Origin of the sequence: Pelagicoccus sp. SDUM812003, from assembly GCF_031127815.1 — a bacterium.
GTDB lineage: Bacteria > Verrucomicrobiota > Verrucomicrobiia > Opitutales > Opitutaceae > Pelagicoccus.
The window spans coordinates 271,552-289,193 of record NZ_JARXHY010000003.1; the positions used below are offsets into that span (position 1 = coordinate 271,552).

Annotated in this window: 15 protein-coding genes; 9 read left to right on the forward strand and 6 right to left on the reverse strand. The window is 59.9% G+C overall.

Going from position 1 to position 17,642, the window contains the following annotated elements; translation table 11 throughout:
• The first annotated feature begins 19 nt into the window (after window positions 1-19).
• Window positions 20-1,819: a CRTAC1 family protein gene (locus QEH54_RS05550; protein WP_309017648.1), complete on the forward strand. Its 1,800-nt coding sequence runs from the start codon at window positions 20-22 to the stop codon at window positions 1,817-1,819.
• Here QEH54_RS05550 and QEH54_RS05555 read toward each other — a convergent pair.
• Together QEH54_RS05555 and QEH54_RS05560 are read right to left on the reverse strand one after the other, a co-directional pair.
• Window positions 1,816-3,231: a tetratricopeptide repeat protein gene (locus QEH54_RS05555; protein WP_309017649.1), complete on the reverse strand. Its 1,416-nt coding sequence runs from the start codon at window positions 3,229-3,231 to the stop codon at window positions 1,816-1,818. The genes QEH54_RS05550 and QEH54_RS05555 overlap by 4 nt on opposite strands.
• A gap of 22 nt (window positions 3,232-3,253) precedes the next feature.
• The gene (locus QEH54_RS05560) at window positions 3,254-4,552 is read right to left on the reverse strand and encodes an FG-GAP-like repeat-containing protein (protein WP_309017650.1); all 1,299 of its coding nucleotides are present in this window, start codon (window positions 4,550-4,552) and stop codon (window positions 3,254-3,256) included.
• Window positions 4,553-4,791: 239 nt separating this feature from the next.
• Between QEH54_RS05560 and QEH54_RS05565 the strand changes: the two genes are divergently transcribed.
• Window positions 4,792-5,145: a hypothetical protein gene (locus QEH54_RS05565; protein WP_309017651.1), complete on the forward strand. Its 354-nt coding sequence runs from the start codon at window positions 4,792-4,794 to the stop codon at window positions 5,143-5,145.
• Window positions 5,146-5,358: 213 nt separating this feature from the next.
• Here the strand turns inward: QEH54_RS05565 and QEH54_RS05570 are convergent, their stop codons facing one another.
• The 3 genes from QEH54_RS05570 to QEH54_RS05580 are packed head-to-tail and all read right to left on the reverse strand — an operon-like array spanning window position 5,359 to window position 9,750.
• Window positions 5,359-6,489: a lipocalin-like domain-containing protein gene (locus QEH54_RS05570; RefSeq protein ID WP_309017652.1), complete on the reverse strand. Its 1,131-nt coding sequence runs from the start codon at window positions 6,487-6,489 to the stop codon at window positions 5,359-5,361.
• A gap of 10 nt (window positions 6,490-6,499) precedes the next feature.
• A complete protein-coding gene (locus QEH54_RS05575; RefSeq protein WP_309017653.1) occupies window positions 6,500-9,115 on the reverse strand; it encodes an FtsX-like permease family protein in 2,616 nt (871 codons plus the stop codon).
• Window positions 9,112-9,750 carry an ABC transporter ATP-binding protein gene (locus QEH54_RS05580; protein WP_309017654.1) on the reverse strand — a complete coding sequence of 213 codons (639 nt, stop codon included), beginning with the start codon at window positions 9,748-9,750 and terminating at the stop codon, window positions 9,112-9,114. Before QEH54_RS05580 ends, QEH54_RS05575 begins: the two co-directional genes overlap by 4 nt.
• A 265-nt stretch (window positions 9,751-10,015) precedes the next feature.
• On the opposite strand from QEH54_RS05580, the gene QEH54_RS05585 reads away from it, so the two are divergent.
• The 6 genes from QEH54_RS05585 (at window position 10,016) to QEH54_RS05610 (ending at window position 15,827) form a co-directional block, all read left to right on the forward strand.
• On the forward strand, window positions 10,016-10,432 hold the full coding sequence (locus tag QEH54_RS05585) for a DUF4174 domain-containing protein (RefSeq protein WP_309017655.1): 417 nt from the start codon (window positions 10,016-10,018) through the stop codon (window positions 10,430-10,432).
• Window positions 10,433-10,464: 32 nt separating this feature from the next.
• Window positions 10,465-11,802, forward strand: coding sequence for an MFS transporter (locus QEH54_RS05590; protein ID WP_309017656.1), 1,338 nt, complete (start codon window positions 10,465-10,467; stop codon window positions 11,800-11,802).
• Window positions 11,799-13,367, forward strand: coding sequence for a cryptochrome/photolyase family protein (locus tag QEH54_RS05595; RefSeq protein ID WP_309017657.1), 1,569 nt, complete (start codon window positions 11,799-11,801; stop codon window positions 13,365-13,367). Before QEH54_RS05590 ends, QEH54_RS05595 begins: the two co-directional genes overlap by 4 nt.
• 1 nt (window position 13,368) lies before the next feature.
• Complete coding sequence (locus QEH54_RS05600; protein WP_309017658.1) at window positions 13,369-14,109, forward strand: SDR family oxidoreductase; 741 nt, start codon at window positions 13,369-13,371, stop codon at window positions 14,107-14,109.
• A 44-nt stretch (window positions 14,110-14,153) separates the two neighbouring features.
• A complete protein-coding gene (locus tag QEH54_RS05605) occupies window positions 14,154-14,696 on the forward strand; it encodes a lipocalin family protein (protein ID WP_309017659.1) in 543 nt (180 codons plus the stop codon).
• A gap of 66 nt (window positions 14,697-14,762) precedes the next feature.
• A complete protein-coding gene (locus QEH54_RS05610; protein WP_309017660.1) occupies window positions 14,763-15,827 on the forward strand; it encodes a mechanosensitive ion channel domain-containing protein in 1,065 nt (354 codons plus the stop codon).
• 34 nt (window positions 15,828-15,861) lie between these two features.
• Here the strand turns inward: QEH54_RS05610 and QEH54_RS05615 are convergent, their stop codons facing one another.
• Window positions 15,862-17,154: a hypothetical protein gene (locus QEH54_RS05615; RefSeq protein ID WP_309017661.1), complete on the reverse strand. Its 1,293-nt coding sequence runs from the start codon at window positions 17,152-17,154 to the stop codon at window positions 15,862-15,864.
• A gap of 75 nt (window positions 17,155-17,229) precedes the next feature.
• On the opposite strand from QEH54_RS05615, the gene QEH54_RS05620 reads away from it, so the two are divergent.
• On the forward strand, window positions 17,230-17,547 hold the full coding sequence (locus QEH54_RS05620; RefSeq protein WP_309017662.1) for a hypothetical protein: 318 nt from the start codon (window positions 17,230-17,232) through the stop codon (window positions 17,545-17,547).
• The last annotated feature ends 95 nt before the right edge of the window (window positions 17,548-17,642 follow it).

A 17,642-nucleotide genomic window follows, 5' to 3' on the forward strand; every position in this document is an offset into this window, starting at 1 on the left:
AAGTCGCATTTTTCCCCTCATGCACCAGAAGACCGAAACGCTCCAGAGCCACCGGGATCGATCCGTGGCCCCGCCTCGGGTGTCGCGGGCGCTCTGTGCGCTCTGGGGACTTTGCATCCTGGTGGTGGTGGCCTGCTTCGGCTTCTTCGCCTCGGACCGATTCGATGCGGAGCCGCCCGCTCCGCGCTTTATCGACGTCACCAAATCGTCCGGCATCTCCTTCGCGCACAACAATGGAGCGACCAGCCAGAATCTCCTGCCGGAAACCATGGGAAGCGGGGTGGCGTTTTTCGACTTCGACAACGACGGGGATCAGGATCTCGTATTTGCCAACAGCGACTACTGGGAATGGGAGCGCCAGCCGGGCGCCGATCCAACGCGCCTGGCGGTGTATCGAAACGATGGCCAGGGACATTTTGAAGAAGTGGCCATGGAGCTGGGCTTGGCGGTGAGCATGTACGGCATGGGGATCGCGGCGGCCGACTACGACAACGATGGCTGGAGCGATCTTTTTCTTACCGGTGTGGGGCCGAACCGTCTTTTTCGAAACCTGCGGGGAAACGGCTTCGTGGAGGTGAGCGCCGCGGCGGGCGTGCGTGGGCTGGAAAACGATTGGAGCACGAGCGCGGCGTGGGTGGACGTGGACAATGATGGCTTGCTGGACCTGTTCGTCTGCAACTACGTGCGCTGGGCTCGGGAACTGGGGATCGAGCTCGCGTTTAAGCTGGCGGGGATTGGGCATGGATATGGACCGCAGGTCAACTTCACCGGAACCTTCCCTTATCTGTATTTGAATCGTGGCGACGGAACCTTCCGGGAGGTGGCCCGTTCTCGCGGGATGGAGCTGCTGGAAGACAGCGGTTTTCCGGCGGCTCGGTCCTTGGCGGTGGCGCCGATCGATCTGGATGACGATGGCTGGCTCGATCTGGTGGTGGCCAACCACGAGGCGGCCCCGTTCGTTTTTCGCAACAGCGGAGGGGGGCGATTCGAGGAGATCGGTTCGCTGTACGGCGCCGCGGACGGAGCGGACGCTGCTGGCCGCAGCATGGGTATCGATGTCGCTCGTTTAGGCCAGGAGGACGAGCTGGGCATTTCATTGGGAAGCTTCGCCAATGAGATGAATCGCGTGTATCGAAATTCCGGAGACTCCGTGGTTTTTGCCGAGACTGCTCTGCCCGACGAGGAAATCAGGGAAGCGAGCTTGCAGCGCTTTGGCATGTTCTTCTTCGATTTCGACCTCGATGGGAGATTGGATCTCCTCGGGGTGAACGGCTTTTTGGAAAAGGAGATCAATCGCATCGATCCCGAGATGGACTTTCGCAGGCCGGCTCAACTGTTCTGGAACGCGGGAGCTCGCTCCGCGCAGCCCTTCATCGAGGTGGAGGCCGAAAGGGGAGAGCCGGACGACCTGTTCGAGCCGATGATCGGTCGCGGGTCCGCGTTCGCCGACGTGGATGGCGATGGCAGTCTTGATGTGGTGGTGACGCAAAACGGCGGCGCTCCCATGCTGCTGAAGAACGAAGCTGCGGAGGGGAATAATTGGCTGCGTATCAAGCTAGTGGGCACGACGTGCAACCGGGATGCGATCGGAGCCAAGGTGGAAGCCAGAATCGGGCATCGCGTCCTGCATGGTCGGGTGATGCCGACCCGCAGCTACCTGTCGCAGTCGGAGCTGCCGGTCACGATCGGTCTTGGCAAAGGCTGGAAGGTGAGGGAGGTTGTGGTTCGTTGGCCCGACGGCGCGATCGAGAGTTTCTGCGAGGTGCCGATCAATCGGCAGGTGACGCTGGTGCAGGGAGAAGGTGAGGACGCCAGTTAAGGAGCCGATCCGAAGACTCGACGATAGGCGTTTTCCAGCTGGTTTAAATGGTCCCGACCCACCCGTGGGAGTTCGCCGAGACGCTTGAGCCAGCGAACCGCCTCGCTTTGGTTTCCGTTCATAATGGAGTGGTATGCCATGGTGGATACGGCGATGGCGTTGTTCGGTTCTTTCTCGATGGCCCGTTTGATTTGCTCGATGCCTTCTTCGTCCCGTCCCAGGCTCATATAGGCTTTGGCTAGCTCGACGTAGCCGATCGCTTCGTGCGGACGCAGTTCGATGGAGCGATTGAACGCGGCGATGGCCTCATCGACGCGGTTTTGTTGGAGCATCAGCTTTCCTTTTTCGATTTGGAGCGATGGCGAGCGTGGAGCGGCTCTCAGGGCCGCGTCCAGCAAGCGTCGTCGCGTAGTGGGACTTTGGCGACGCTCCGCTATGTTCATGAGCCCCAGCCACGCGTCGGCAAGGCCCGGCTCGAGCTCCACGCAACGCTGGTAGTGCCTTTCCGCCTCTTCCAGGTCGCTCATCTGCATGTAGACGCCAGCCATCTGGAAATGGATGGTGGAATTGTCCGGATCTAGCGATTCGGCCCGCTTGAGGTAGCGAAGCCCGGCTCTCGAATCGCCCTGATGGACCACCCAGCCTCCGGCGATGGAAACCTGATAGGCGTCGTAGCAATCGTTGATCAAGTCGAGCGACCAGGGATCCGGGATGTCCGCGTAGCTTCCCCAGCGGATGGTTTCCAGCACCTGGTACTCCTGACGCTCGAGTCCGAGCTTTTCATAGACGTCGCCCAGCAGGTCGGCCCCGATCTGGAAGTTCGAATCGGCCGTGGCCTTTTCGAGATGGGTCTTCGCCCCGCTCCAGTTCTCCCGGGCGATCTCGACCCGTCCTAGCCCCACGCTGGCGTATGCGTTCTTCTTGTCCAGGGAAAGCGTTTTCCGGTAGACTGCCTCCGCTTCTTCGATCCTGTTCTGCTTCAGGAGCGTATCTCCCAGACGGATACGCGCGGGTATGTAGTCGGGATCGAGGTCGATAGTCCTTTCGAAGAGCGGAGTGGCCTCTTCAAGTTTCCCGTAGCCGGCTAGCAGTCGGCCGAATCGGTAGTGCCAGAGGGGGTCTTGGGGCTCCACTACCACCAGGGTGGCGTAGCATTGCCAGGCCTCGTTGGTGAATCCGTTGGCATCGTAGAGCTTGCTCAGTTCCGCTAGGCCCTCGATGGATCCTTCGTTCGCTTGTGTGGTAGCATTCTGGATACGTTCTTGCAGGCGAGGGTGCGAGATGCCGTCGCTGGGTATGTCCGGGACGGATGCGGCGACGAGACGGGCAGTCTTTTGCTGTCCCATCCAGTAGCTTAGGCCGAGGACGAGAGCTACGACGAGTGCGAGCGCGATGGCGAGTTTCGCTTTCATGCTGTAGTGGTGGGGGTGAACGTTACTCTTGCGGACGCCAGATCATGAGCCGGCTCATTCTCTCGTAGGGCGTGTAGGCGTGGAAACCTCCGGTGACTAGGCTGAACCGGCCGCTACCGTCGAAATCGCCAGCGTCGAGCGTGAGCAGTTGTATGGGATTGTAAGCGAGCACTACCGGGGTGAACTTCATGTCGCCATCGTTTCGATACAGCATCATGGATTCCGCTTTGGGGTTCGACCAGTCGTTGAAGCTGCTCAGGGCGAGCACGTCCATGTCGCCATCGTGGTCGATATCGACCGCCAGGGGGCTGTAGGCGCCGCCGAGATCTCCAATGCGGTTGTACTTGAAGAATCCGTTTCCCTTGTTCTCCAGCCATTGCACCCCGTGCCAGGGACGGGGGCCGGGGACGGGATTGGGGCCAAAGCCGTCTCCGTTTGTGAATACGAGATCCGGTTTGCCGTCGCGATTGAGGTCGGCGGAGCTCATGCCGCTGATGGCGTAGTCGTCATTGGTGGACCCCCAGATGACGCGGCTCTTCCTGAAGCCGCCTTGAGCGTCGTTTTCGAAGAGGTGGATTTCCTCCCACTGCTGGGAGACGAGGGCGGCGAAGTCGAGCCAGCCATCGCCGTTGTAGTCGTCGATGGTCACGTTGACGGTGCCGGAAAGTCGGAGGGTGATTTCGCTGGTGTAGTTCCAGTTTCCATCGTTTCGCATCCAGCGAACTTCTCCCTGGTCGTATCCAAATTGCCCGACGACGATATCCAGGTCTCCGTCCTTGTCCATGTCGGCCGCCCGGGCGTCGACCACGCGCTCCACCTTTTCCAGCAGGATGCGTTGGGTGAAGTTTTCCGAGCCGTCGTTTTCCAGAGCGATCAAGGCTCCGATCTTGTCGTTGTTGGGAAAGACGATGTTCATGCTGGAGACCAGCACGTCCAAGTCTCCGTCCAGATCCAGATCGTACACCTCCGCGTGCACGGGGGCTTGGGCGTCGGAGGCGATGACGATCTCCTCGAAGGATCCGTCCGGCTGCTGGCGTATCCAAAGGACCTCGCTGTCCTTCGATTCGCAGGCGATGACGTCGAGCAATCCGTCCTCGTCCAAATCGACCGCCCGCACGTGGGCCACCCAGGGGCGACGCTCGCCGATCGGCTCGCCGATGGACTCGCCGACGAAGCGCTCCAAATCGACCTCGGTGACGGTTTTGGGCGGCGGAGGGAGCTTGAGGTCCGCTTCCGAGGGACCGCAGGCGGAAAGCAACGCTGCAGCGGCCGCGATGATGAAGATCCGTGGGGTGGGGCGAAGGTGTTTGGGCAGCTTCATAGGGGGCTTTGATTCTTTTTGAGCGGGAAGGCGCGAGCAAGGCTTAATCGGAGCGAACGTTCGGCAGGGCGACTCGTCGACCAGGCGATCGAATGCGCTCGTCGGCACGTTCGACCATTTTTTTGGGGCCTTAGTTGACGGCAAGGCGAAACGGTTGGCGCGTCGGATGCTCAAGGACGACTGAACGCGGCAAGCAGGTCGCGAGTAACTGAAATACAACTCTAGAAAGGGAATATACGATGAACACTAAATCGCTGACAGAAACGAGAGTAGGGAATGACGAAACCATTCGCCCGACTCAACAAGCGGCGACTGTTCACGATGTTCTCTTGCTCCGATTGCTGGCCCTCCTGGACGCGACCATGCGGGAGACATGGATGCCGATGAGCTTTCGCACGGTGGTGGTTCAGGAGTTTCCAACCATTCGCCGCGAGCTGAGCAAGCGAAAGTCGGACCTTTCGCTGGTGGAGAGCCGGGTGATGCACATTCTCGACGCCGCCGATCCCTACCGGGGATTCGCCGAGCGCTCGGAGGCGCTGCTCGCCCTGCGCATGCTGCACGGAGAACTCGCCGCGACTCGCTTCGCAGCCTAGGGAAAACGAATTTACGTATAGGGGTAGTAGGGACGTTTCTTCGTCACCAGCGGTCGCGTCGGAGTAGGCGCGACCGCCTGAAGAGAAGTCACGAGTGAAGGCCAGTTTTGTCGGCATGGGGATGGCGACAGGCAGCGAGAAATCTACTGATCGGGGCGCATGGGTGGCAAGCCGTCCTGAGCGGAGGCTAGAGGTTTGCGCGATGGGAGCGTTTTAGAATGAACCGAAGAGCGAATGGGCGTATCCGGTGAGCTCGGTGTAGCCGATGCCGATCGTATTGCCCTCCGAGTCGAAGGCTTGGCTGGCTCCCTCCCAATAGGTGAAGTCGGCCAAGGCTCCGATGAGCTCCTGACGGTCGCCAAAGGGCTTCACCACCACGCTGCCGGATCTGTCGCCAGAATCCCATGACACTTTGTACTCCACGGGATAGCGCGCCCCGGAGTCCGGGCTCTCCCAGTAGCGGAGTGGCTCCCAGCGGAACGACTCGCTGTCGAAACGAGTCGTCGCTCCGTCCGGATCGATCAGGGTCAGCGTGGAGCGGGGATCGGTTTGCCCATCCTCGCGCCGCATCACGTAGGCCATGAGCTCGCTTCCGTCGTCAAGGATGAGGCTGGTCCAGTCCCAGCCGATCTGCCCGGGGGAGAGCTGGCTGCTGCTGAACTCGTGATCCATCCAGGCCAAGCCGCTCAAGGCGTGGCTTCTACCGTCGATGGTGGCCTCGGCGGTGACGCCGAGACGGGTGAAGGTGGCGTAGTAGCTGGCGTCGCCGACCTGGTCGCCTTTGCGGGAGTAGCCCTCCTGGCCGAAGAGGGTGAGGGGCTTGAGGGGGACGAAGGCCAGCGAAAGCGCTCCGAACTGGGCGAGCGAGAAGCGGGCGGACATGCGCTCCGTATCCGCATCCACCATGCGCAGGTGCCAGTTGCCGTTGAAGACGTCCAATTCGCCGACGCTCGCGTGAGCGTTCCAGTGATCACTATTGAGCCGCTCCTCGTGATAAAATTGATCGCTTTGTTTGTCGAACACCGCGGCGTGAGCCATGTAGAGCTGTTTTCCATTCGCCTCTTCCGCGGAGCGAAAGAAGGTGAGCTGGAAGCCGAGATCGATTGCGTCGTCTACCGACTTCAGGTGTCCGGTGAGGTACCACCACTCGGTTTTGAAGGACGGATGGCTGCCATGATCGCGCGGAAAGCGGAGCTCGACTCCCGGCGTGGCGATGGCGAATCCCTCTTGGTCGAAGTCGCCTGCCGGAAACGAATCCCGCTGCGGAGCGCGGTCTTCTCCAGAGGCCAGGCTGGTTGCCAGGATCGTGGAGAGCAAGGTGATGCGGGTGAAAAAGCTGAGCATGGCGATCGGTCTATTCTTCGTTCGTCAGAGGGCGGTTCGCTGACCAGCGTCCTACGAAATAGGATACGCAGGCGGCTCCAGCCAAGGTCAGTCCAGCCAGACTGGCCAGCGAGCCGATAGGAAAGTGCAGGGCGAGCGTCCAGCCGAAGGATTGCTTGTTTATGATAAACACGAGCACCAGGCCTAGAGCGGCCCCGAGCGAGAGACCGCTCGCCACCCCGAGCGTCGCCAGCCCCAGTCCCTCCCAGAGAGTGGCCAAAGCTCCCTGTCGCGGACTGACGCCGATGCGTAGCAACGCTCCGGTTTCGCCGCGCCGTTCTATGAGCAGGGAGGCGAGCATGGAGCCGAGGCCAACCACTGAGATGAGCAGGCCGATGGCTTGCAGGGCGTAGGTGATGGAGAAGACGCGATTGAAAATGCGCAGCGTTTCCTCGCGCAGCCAGCGGTTGCTCATCACTTCGATCGCCGGGTAGCGCTGGCGGAGTTCGGCCGCGAGCGGCTCAATCTCCTGCGGTTGCCCCACATGCAGAGCGATGCCGCGAGGAGCCCGTTGACCGGTCAGCTCCTCGTAGGGCTGCTGGTCGATGCCGATGGCCCCGTTTTCATTTCCGTAGTCCGCGTATATGCCGATCACCGTGACGCTCGTCGACTTGGTTGCGGAAGGCAGCTCTATCACGCTGCCGACGCTCGCGTCGAAGCGACTGGCGAACGCTTCGTTTACGATCGCTCGGTCCCCGCGTGCGAGGTCCAGCAGGTTTTCTGGCTCGTCGATCCAGGTCGTGTGGTCGATGCGGTGGAGGTAGTCCGTGTCGAACCCGATGAGTTGTGTCGGAGCATTTTGAATACGAACGCTCTGGGATCGAATGCTGCCAATGTCCGAGACGCGGGCGTCGTGCTCAAGTTCTCGATACAATTCGATCGATAGGTCTGCGGAATCATGCATGGAGCTGACGGCTTTGGAGCGAACGAACAGATCCGCCTGCAACGTGTTTCCGATCCAGGCCCGCACTGTGGATTCGAAGCTGCCGATGAGGATGACCATCGCCGCGGTCATTCCTACGGACAAGGTCACTCCTGAAAGAGCCAGTCGATGCCGGGTGACTGGTTTTCGAAACTGGCTCAGGGCCATGCGAAGGGTGGCATGGCTCCTGCCCAGCGGCCGCGTCAATGCTCCCAACCCTTCCAAGCTGAGGGACGCTAGGCAAACCGCGATACCGATGCAAAACAGGGCTAGGGCGTAGCCGCCGACGGGGATCGAGTGTCCGTTTTCCGCGGGCAAGGGTGGAAGCAGGTAGGCCCGCCAGGCTAGAAACGCCAGGACGGCGGCGGCGATCAGGTAGGCGAGGCGTGAGTAGGAGGAGCGGCGTCCGGATTGTCGCATGGTTTCGACCAGCGGCGATCGGGCGGCCTGTCGGGCAGGCCACCAGCCAGCGATAAGGCAGAAACCCAGCGTCAAGCCGAGAGCGGTGGCGGCTTCACCGAGCGAAAAGCTGAGTGATTCCTCGCTGGCCCGAAAGTAGAGCGTATTCACCGTTTGGGTAACGAGACGAGTGGAGGCATGAGCCATGATCCAACCGAAGCAAAGGCCAGCTGTTCCGCCCAGCAAACCGATGAACGCGGCGTCCGCGAGCCAGAGACGCCGTGTCAGTCGAGTGGATACGCCGAGCGAATGCAAGGTGGCGATTTCGCCTTGTCGACGGGCCACGGCGCTGTCCATGGCTTGAAAAACGAGACAGATCGCCACGATGAGCGAGAGAGCGGAAAGCGCTCGGAGGTTCATGCGCAGGGCAAGCGTCATGGTCGCTCCGCTCTCTTGCCGCTGCGCCTGCGATTCGATGATCCAATGACCTGGGTTCGCCTGCTGCAGGGAGCCGACAGCCTCGGCTATCGTTTCTTCCTCAGGCGTCTCTCCTGCCCAGATGAGATCCACTCGGTCCGCTTGCAGAGGCGACCTCAGGGCGCTTGCCAGATCCTGCCAGTCGATGATCAGCACGCGGGCGGCGCTCTCGTAGCTCTCGTCGAGCTGCGGTATGGTTCCCGCCCAGCGGAGATCGATGCGTTTGTCCTCAAGGTAGAGTGGGATCTGATCGTCCGGCGCCCACCCATATTCGCTCGCCACGGATTCCTGGGTGAAGACGCGCGGCGCCCTGGAGGTCTCTTCTTCGTCTTCAGGCGCGAGGAAGCCGCTTTTCGCTCCATACCGTATCAGAAAGTTGGATGCAGCGAGAAGGTCCATCCCGATCAGCGTGACGACGCTGTCTTCGTAGCGGCTTTCGGTGAGATCGGCCAGTCGGGCGTTTCGAACGAGCTGCGGCGCGAGGGCGGCTTCGCTGTCAAGCAGGGCCCGGCGAATCGCCCTGAGGTCCTCGAGCGAAAGCGCTCCGAGGCTGGCGGTGAGCACGACTTGGCTCCGACCGGACACGGTTTGGGCGAACTGGTCGAAGCTTCGTGTGGCGGCCCGATTGGCGAGACCGATGGCTAGGAAGCTGCCCGTGCCCAGGCCAACGATGCCGACCAGCAGAGCCAGCTTGAGCCAATGCCGCTTCCAGTATCGCAGCGAGAAGCGGTGCAGCAAGGACCAGAAGGCGCGGGCGCCGATGCGGGAGTTGGCGGGAGACGACTTCACGCGGCGATCAGCTGTCCCTCGCTTAGGGTGAGTCGGCGGGAGCAGATGCGGGCCGCCTCCTCGCTGTGGGTCACCATCAGAAGAGCGGTGCCTTCCTCGCCAGTGATTTCTCGCAGCAATTCCAGCACTCGGGCTCCGGAGCTCTGGTCCAGATTTCCCGTAGGTTCGTCCGCGAATAGGATTTCCGGCCGATGGGCGATGGCCCTGGCGATGGCGACGCGCTGCATCTCGCCGCCGGAGAGGGCGTCGGGAAAAGCGTGCGCCCGGCTCTCCAGCCCCATCCGTTTCAGCAGCGCTTCGACGCGGCGCTTTCTGCGGGAGGCGTCCTGGTTCAGAAGCTGCAGGGGCAGCTCGATGTTTTCATAGGCGCTGAGCGTGGGCAGCAGATGGAAAAACTGGAATACGGTGCCGATGTGCTGGCGTCGGCAATGGGCGAGCTGCTCCGGATCCATCTGGCTCAAAGTCAGTCCAGCCAGCGTGACGCTGCCGGAATCCAATGGCGTCACCCCGCTGATGCAATGCAGCAGCGTGGATTTTCCCGCCCCGGAGGGCCCCAGCAGAGCAAGCCGCTCGCCGGACTGCAGGCTCAGGTCGACGTTTCGAAATAGGTTTCTGGGGCCGAAGGACTTACTCATCCCGCGGCACTCTAGCGGTAGATTTGCCATGATCGTGAATACGAAGTGAACAATATGTGAATCAAATAATCTTATGTCAAAATTAGTTCTTCTTCTTGATTTATGCCGGTCTTGTGATCAAATGAACACGATTTGAACAAGATGATGTCACTGGAGGGAAAACTGTTGGAGGCGTTGAACAACTGCGCTCGGGGGAGCGATTGGAGGGATGAAGGCTATAAAAGTCATAGGGATGTTCGGTAGTGTATGGTTCACGGCCATGGGGATGGCGAAAGACCCAATCGAGGCGCTTCGCTGGGAAAAGCGAATCGTGGTCTACCAGTTGGAGTCCGAGTCCGCGCGGGAGGCGGCTCGGGCTCGCTGGCTCGAATGGAGGGAGGACTTCGAAGAGCGCGATCTCGTTTGGGTGAATGTGGGCAAGCCGGAGCTTTCGATTGCCGACGGAGTGGATTTGCGGCGCGAGCAGAAGGACGAATGGCGGCGTCGGCTGGCTTTCGGCGAAAAGAGCGGAGCGTCCGTGGAGCGGGAGGGAGCGAGCGAGTTCGTGCTGATCGGCAAGGATGGGGGAACAAAGGACCGCCAGATGGGCGAGCTCGATCTGCCGGAGTTCTTCGCCTTGATCGACACCATGCCCATGCGACTCCGGGAGATGCGGTTTCAGCGAGAAACGGAGGCTCGGTGAGCGGGAGCCCGCACAGTCCTCCTAGCGGGTGGTTGAAATCCGGATACGGGACCGCTGAGGTCGGGCTCGTCGCGGTGGAGGTGATGCTGCAGGTCTACCTGCTCGAACTCTACGTGACCGCCGGACTGGATCCGGTATGGGCTGGCGTCGCTCTAGCGCTTGCGGTGTTGTGGGACGCCATAAGCGATCCCCTCATGGGCATCGTGTCGGATCGCACTCCAGCGCCCAGCGCCCGTGGCAAGCGTCTGCCATACCTCTTCGCTGGGGCTTTGCTGGGGGGGCTGGCGTTTACGCAATTGTTTTCGCCGAGCGCCGGCGGCGGGCAATGGCAGCTCTTTGGGGAGCTGCTGCTCTGGTATTTGGTTCTGAATACAGCGATGACGCTGAGCATCGTCCCTTATCTCGCTCTCATCAACGACCTTGGCAAGCGTTCGCAGGATCGCGGGGGCTTTTTCGGTTGGCGGCTGGTTTTCAGCGGAGCGGGTTTGATAGTCGGATTGAGCATTCCTTCGCTATTGGCGCAGCAGCAGGGGGTGGAGATCGAAACGGGGGATCGCGAGGCGCTCCTAGCCAATCGATCCCTCGCGTCCTATTGGATCAGCGGCGCGTTGCTGCTGTTTTCCTGCTCGGCGATCGCCGCGGTTTGGAAGGCTTCTGGTCGAGCCGAGCCTTCGGAGGAGTCGCTCGCCGGTGGATCGATTTTGGAGGTTTGGAAAACGGCATTTCGTTCGCGCGGCTTCCTGCTCATCGTGGGCGCTTTTGTATTCATATCTATGGGACGAGCGATCAACGCTAGTCTCGCTCTCATTTTCTACAAGGGAACGTTGCGGTTCTCCGATGACCAAGTGGCGGTGGCTTTGATCGGCCTTTCCCTTGTCGTCATGGTCGCCACGCCTTTTTGGGTCTGGCTGTCGAAGCGGTTTCGCAAGCGCAGCCTCTGCGTTTGGGGCAGCCTGGCGCTCACTGCCTTGACCGCCACAGTCTATCCGCTGATGCCCCCGGAAGCGATTGCTCCCTTGGCGTTTATCATCGTTTCGGGAGGGATCGCCGCATCGAGCGTGGTACTGTTGGAGGCCTTGTTTTCGGATGTGGTGGAGTCGGACGGTTCGCGCATGGGCCGATCCCTGAGCGGCTCTTACTACGGGCTTTGGCGCATGGCGACCAAGGTGGCGCGAGCGGGCGGCCTGGCGGTTTCCGGGCTTTTCCTGGGGGCGATCGGGTATGAAGAGGGAGCCGCCGAACAGAGCCACCAGGCCCTGAGATCGGTCGCCTGGGCTTTTGGACCAGGAGTGGCGTTCTTCTTTGCGATAGGCACCGGACTGATCTGGAAGGAGAAAGTGGCGGCGATGAAAAGCGAGGAGGTTCAATGAGTCGAAACCGCAAGCAATCGATCCGACGGTTGGTGGTTGTTCTCGGAGACCAGCTTTCGACACGCTTGGCGAGCTTTCAGGGCTTCGACAAGAAGCGCGATCGGGTTTGCATGGCTGAGGTGTCGGAAGAAAGCGAATACGCGTGGTCGTCTAAGCAGCGCACAGCCTTCTTCTTCGCGGCGATGCGGCATTTTCGAGAGGAGCTTCTGGCGGACGGATACGACGTATCGTATCAGGAAATTGGAGATAGGAAAGGGACCGGTGGACTGAAGGAGGCGCTTGACCATTCCTTGAAGCAGCTCGATCTCGAGGAAGTCGTGATGGTGGAGCCCGGGGAATATCGACTGGCGAAGGATTTCGAGGAGGTTTGCGCGTCGCATGGGGTCTCACCGAGCGTGCGCGAGGACAATTCCTTCTTTTGCTCGCGGGAGCGCTTCGAGTCCCATGCCGAAGGACGCAAGCAGTTGCGCATGGAGTACTTCTATCGGGAGATGCGAAGAGAGCATGGGGTCTTGATGGACGGTGATCGGCCGGCGGGGGGAAAGTGGAATTTCGACGCCAGCAACCGGGAGTCGTTTGGCAAGGAGGGGCCGGAGCGGTTGCGGGCGAGACTGCGCTTTGAGCCCGACGAACTGACGCGAAAAGCGATCGCGGATGTAGAGAGTCGCTTTGGCGACCATCCGGGCAGTTTGGATTTGTTCTCCTGGCCGGTGACTCGCTCCCAGGCCTTGGAGGCGTTGACGGAGTTTATCGAACACGAACTTCCGCTCTTCGGCCGATTCCAGGACGCCATGTGGTCGGGCGAACCGTTTCTGCACCATAGCCTTCTTTCTGGAGCGATGAACGTGCGACTGCTGGATCCGGGGGAAGTGGTCGCAGCTGCGGAGAAGGCGTACCGGGATGGATCGGCTCCCATCGAGGCGGTGGAAGGGTTCGTACGTCAGGTGCTGGGCTGGCGGGAGTACGTCCGAGGAATCTACTGGAAGTTCATGCCTGGCTATTTGGAGCGAAACGCTTTGCGGGCGGAGGAGGATCTTCCCGCGTTCTATTGGACCGCAGAAACGGAGATGCGGTGCCTCTCGGAGACGATTGGGCAGACGTTGAAATATGGATACGCCCATCATATTCAGCGTTTGATGATCACTGGATTGTTCGCCCTCCTGTATGGAGTGAGGCCTCAGGACGTGCACAAATGGTATCTCGCGGTCTACATCGACGCGGTCGAGTGGGTCGAGCTGCCTAATACGCTTGGCATGTCGCAGTTTGCGGACCGTGGGGTGATGGCGAGCAAGCCTTATGTCGCGAGCGGAAAGTACATCCAGCGCATGAGCAACTACTGCTCCAGTTGTCGCTACCGACCGGACAAGCGTAGCGGCGATGATGCCTGTCCATTCACTGTCCTGTATTGGGATTTTCTGACACGACATCAAAAAACGCTGTCGGATAACGCTAGGATGGGCATGCAATTGAGAAACGTGAAGCGACTTTCCGACGGTGAGAAGGACGAAATTGCTAAAACCACGAAGGAGCTGCGAAGGCGCATTTCCAATGGAATAGGAGTCTGAAATGGAAAAGAGAAACTATCTGATTCTGGGAGCGAGTGGATCGATCGGCAGTGAAACCGCCCAGCTGCTTCTACAGGAGGGGCATCGCGTCTGCGCGGGAGTGCGGGACCTGGACGAGGCGTCAGCCTTGGACGCTCTCCAGGGCGCGGATTTGGAGTCGTTCGACGCTCGAGACTGGGATTCGATCGATGCTTTGGTTGGAAAGGCCCAGGAGCGTTATCAGCGCATCGATGGCGTGGCTGTATGCGTAGGGTCGATACTGCTGAAAGCTGCGCACCTTACGAGCCGGAAGGAGTTCGAGGACGTCATCGCTCTCAACCTCTCCTCCTGTTTCGCCACGCTGCGAGCTGTGGCGAAACCCATGATGAAGCAAGGTGGATCGATCGTGCTGGTATCTTCGGCGGCGGCTCGAAAAGGATTTCCCAATCATGAAGCCATCGCGGCGGCCAAGGCTGGAGTCATCGGTCTCACGCTTTCCGCTGCCGCGACCTATGCCACCTACGGGATTCGCGTAAACTGCGTGGCTCCGGGGTTGGTGCGGAGCAAGATGTCGCGTGGGTTGACCGAGAATGCGATGATGCTCAAAGCGTCGCAATCGATGCACGCTCTCGGTCGTATCGGTGAAGCGGAGGAGGTCGCTCGGGCTATCGCGTGGCTGCTAGACGGAAAACAGGGCTGGATAACTGGTCAGACGCTCGGCGTAGATGGCGGACTTGGAACGCTGCATAGCAAGAAAGCCTAGACCGTTCGCCGAGGTCGGCCGTTGCAAGCGGAGAGGAGAAACAAATGAAAGGGAAACTACTATGGCTAACTGGAATCATCGCAATGGCAGGGCTGCTCGCCGCCTGCAACACCGGGAGCGTTAAGATGCCGAATCAGGAACTTGCAGCGTCCGTAGACCTGAATCGATTCATGGGCACGTGGTACGTGCATGGATACACGCCGACCTTTCTCGACCGAAACGCCTATGGAGCCACTGAGACTTACGAACTCAATGAGTCTGGAAAGATCGAGACCACCTACCGATTTCGCAAGGGTGGGCCTGATGGCAAGCTCAAGACCATGACGCCAACCGGTTGGGTGCATGACGAGAAGACAAATGCCGAATGGCGCATGCGTTTCTTCGGGTTGTTCACGTCGCCTTACTACATATTGTACGTGAGTCCAGACTACGGGGAGACGGTGATCGGTCATCCGGGCAAGGAGATGGCTTGGATCATGACACGCTCGTCACAGATTTCGGATACGAAGTACCAGACGCTCCGTATGGAGCTCGCTCGTCGCGATTACGATCTAAGCGAGCTCACACGCGTCGAACACGGAGAGTAGAGGGATCGCCAGGTGGCGTTTTGATGCTTGGCAGGGCGTCCGTCTTGGGTTCTTTTCTTGTCAGCGATGCCCGAGCTTGGATCCTTCTCCGCCTACCTGCCCATCATCGTCACCCTAGTCGTGGTGGCGGTGACGCTGCTAGTGGCGCGGTGGGTCTACGAAAAGCGAGACGCCAGGTTTGGCACCCACAGCAACTTTTCGCGCCCGATCCTTATGCTCTGTCTCCTGGCGGTGGGAATCGTGGCGTTGATCATCGCCCTTCCGCTAAAGGATGCGACCAAGGATCAGTTGCTCGGATTGTTCGGTCTCGTCTTGACCGGCATCATCGCCTTGTCCTCCACCACGTTCGTGTCCAACGCCATGGCGGGCTTCATGATTCGATCGATTGGATCGTTTCGATCGGGAGACTTCGTGCGAGTGGGCGGGCATTTTGGTCGAGTCTCGGCCCGCGGGCTTTTTCACACGGAAATACAGACTGAGGATCGAGACCTGACCACGCTGCCGAATCTATTTCTGGTCACGAACCCTGTGACCGTGGTGCGAAACTCAGGCACGATCATCTCGGCGTCCGTGTCGCTCGGATACGACGTACATCAGGCGAAGGTTGAGGGGCTGTTGATCGAAGCCGCAAAAGCCGCGGGCCTGAAAGAGCCCTTCGTGCGCGTGATGGAGCTGGGCGACTTTTCTGTGAGCTATCGTGTGGCCGGGTTGCTGGAGGAGGTGAAGCAGCTCGTGAGCAAACGTTCCGATCTACATATCGAAACGCTGAATACGCTGCACCAGGCAGGGATCGAGATCCTGTCGCCATCCGCCATGATGCAGCGCCCGTTGAAAGACGGGCAGCGAATCATGCCGCAGCAGGACGTGGTCGCTCCTCCCTCGATGAAGCGGGATGACTCGCCTGAGGAGAGAATCTTCGACAAGGCCGAAGAAGCGGAGGCGTTGGAGAAGCTTGCGTTCGAGCGCACGCGCTTGGCGAAGGAGAAGGAGACTTTGCAGTCTCAGCTGTCCACTGCGAGCGAGCAAGAGAAGTCGACGATCGATCGAGAAATCCAGAAGTTGGATACGGAAATCGATCGCTTGGAAGCTCATCGCAAAGCGGTCGAAGGAGACGAGCAGCCGAGCTCCTAGGTTTGCTCGTCAAGGACGAGCGGTCCAGAGCTGCTCATTCCTGTGTGGTATCCGCCTCTTCGTTCGGGTCGGTCGACTCCTCGTAGGTATAGGCTTCCGCTTCGGCTTCGTATCGAAGGATGTTGTCCATCATCGCGTGAGCCGGTTCCAGTTCGTCGTCCCAGGACAGAGCGTATAGCAGTTCGTTTTTCGCTTCCTCGTAGTTTTGGTTGAAGAAGTAGACGTAGCCCAGAACGAAGTGAGCTTTGAAGTCCCGCGGGTAGCGCTCCACCCATTCCTCGAGTTCGTTCGCATGTCGGGCGAAGGAGTCGCTGTCGGAGTAGATCTCGGAGAGACTCAGTCGGAGGTCCACCCATCCGGGAATGATTTCCATGCCTTTCTTGAGATCGTCGAATGCTTCTCGATAGTCGCCGATCGCGATGTAGGCCTGAGCTCGCGCGAGATAGAGCAAGCCATTGTCTGGATCGGCGATAATGGCCCGCTTGAAGTGCATAATGGAGTCGTAATATCGGTTCTGGGCGAAGGAGACATAGGCTTGGGAAATAGGGGTCTTCGAATAGAAGATATCCACTGGAGAACCGCCTGCCAGAAACTCGTCATAAGCCCAGTCCGGGAAGTGACGGTTGCGGTAGTCGCCAAGGTCGATGAAGAAGAAAAGGCTATCGGACTGGCCGATTCTGTAGTAGGAACGAGGATACGTGAACCATCGGCCTGAGACGTAGTAGTGGCCGCAATCGTTTCCGTGAACATGGCCGTCGCCGTTCACCACGAGCCAACTGGATCCGTCGTAGACGTGGCCGCAGGTCTCAGAGTGGTAGTGGCGTTGTGGGAAGTCGTTCCAGCGCCCGTCGTAGAAATAGTGGCCGCAGTGCTCGTGGTGGTGGTGGTAGCGCGGGCGGTTGTGCCAATATCCATCATAGAAGTAGTGGCCGCAACCGATGTGATGACGATGGCGGCTTCCCGAGTAGGAGAGCCAGATGCCGCCATCTTGAAAGTGGCCGCAGCCGGGTCCATGGATATGGCCGAGGGTGAAGGAAATCCAGATCCCGTTCACCAATGAATGCCCGCAATGGGCGTGGTGGCGATGAGTGCGAGGAAAGTCGTGCCATCGTCCGTCGAAGTAGTGGTGACCGCAACCGTGGCCGTGACGGTGGTGAAAGCTCTTCTTGGAATTGTGGTCGTGATGATGCGAAAAGTGCCGCCGGGCTCGATCGTAGCGTTCGCGAGAGGAATGACGCGCTTCGTCGCGTCGGTCGCGGTAGTGCTTGCGGGCAGTTTCGGAGTCGTAACGGAAGAGCTGGCGTCCGTAGTGGGATGTATCCACCACGGTGTGACGATAGCCTCTTCGGACCTCGTCTAGACTGGCTCGATGGTCATCTCGTCCCCTCCAGGAGCGCGTATCATGATCGCGATCGCGTTGGTGATCCCGATGGTGATGATTTTCCCGGTCCCGATGCCCGTCCCGGTCCCGATGTTCATCTCGGTGTCCGTCGTGATCCCGTCGATCGGGGCGGTTGATCTCGACCGGGTGTCGATTGGGTATTGGGGGGCCTGCGACCACTGCATTGCGGCGGGACTCAACCGATGGTCCGGAGATGCGTGGACGCTGGTTGCCGTTGTTGAATTGCGGCTGGCGCTCGTGGTTCTGGTTGCGATGGTCTTGGCGGTTTTGATCGAACCGCCGGTTTTGCGGGAAAGTCGGACCGCTAAGCTGGCGTGAGCTGGGGCGCGTCTGCTCGGCTGGCGGACTGGGTCTCTGGATTCGCTGAACGGTCGGCGTCTGCTGGTTGGAGGGAACGCCATGCCGCGTGATTT

Excerpts from the sequence above, each read along its gene's own strand:
- QEH54_RS05550 (WP_309017648.1), top strand. The coding sequence starts at position 20 with ATGCACCAGAAGACCGAAACGCTCCAGAGCCACCGGGATCGATCCGTG.
- QEH54_RS05555 (WP_309017649.1), bottom strand. The coding sequence starts at position 3,231 with ATGAAAGCGAAACTCGCCATCGCGCTCGCACTCGTCGTAGCTCTCGTC.
- QEH54_RS05560 (WP_309017650.1), bottom strand. The coding sequence starts at position 4,552 with ATGAAGCTGCCCAAACACCTTCGCCCCACCCCACGGATCTTCATCATC.
- QEH54_RS05565 (WP_309017651.1), top strand. The coding sequence starts at position 4,792 with ATGAACACTAAATCGCTGACAGAAACGAGAGTAGGGAATGACGAAACC.
- QEH54_RS05570 (WP_309017652.1), bottom strand. The coding sequence starts at position 6,489 with ATGCTCAGCTTTTTCACCCGCATCACCTTGCTCTCCACGATCCTGGCA.
- QEH54_RS05580 (WP_309017654.1), bottom strand. The coding sequence starts at position 9,750 with ATGAGTAAGTCCTTCGGCCCCAGAAACCTATTTCGAAACGTCGACCTG.
- QEH54_RS05585 (WP_309017655.1), top strand. The coding sequence starts at position 10,016 with ATGGCGAAAGACCCAATCGAGGCGCTTCGCTGGGAAAAGCGAATCGTG.
- QEH54_RS05595 (WP_309017657.1), top strand. The coding sequence starts at position 11,799 with ATGAGTCGAAACCGCAAGCAATCGATCCGACGGTTGGTGGTTGTTCTC.
- QEH54_RS05600 (WP_309017658.1), top strand. The coding sequence starts at position 13,369 with ATGGAAAAGAGAAACTATCTGATTCTGGGAGCGAGTGGATCGATCGGC.
- QEH54_RS05605 (WP_309017659.1), top strand. The coding sequence starts at position 14,154 with ATGAAAGGGAAACTACTATGGCTAACTGGAATCATCGCAATGGCAGGG.
- QEH54_RS05610 (WP_309017660.1), top strand. The coding sequence starts at position 14,763 with ATGCCCGAGCTTGGATCCTTCTCCGCCTACCTGCCCATCATCGTCACC.
- QEH54_RS05620 (WP_309017662.1), top strand. The coding sequence starts at position 17,230 with ATGATCGCGATCGCGTTGGTGATCCCGATGGTGATGATTTTCCCGGTC.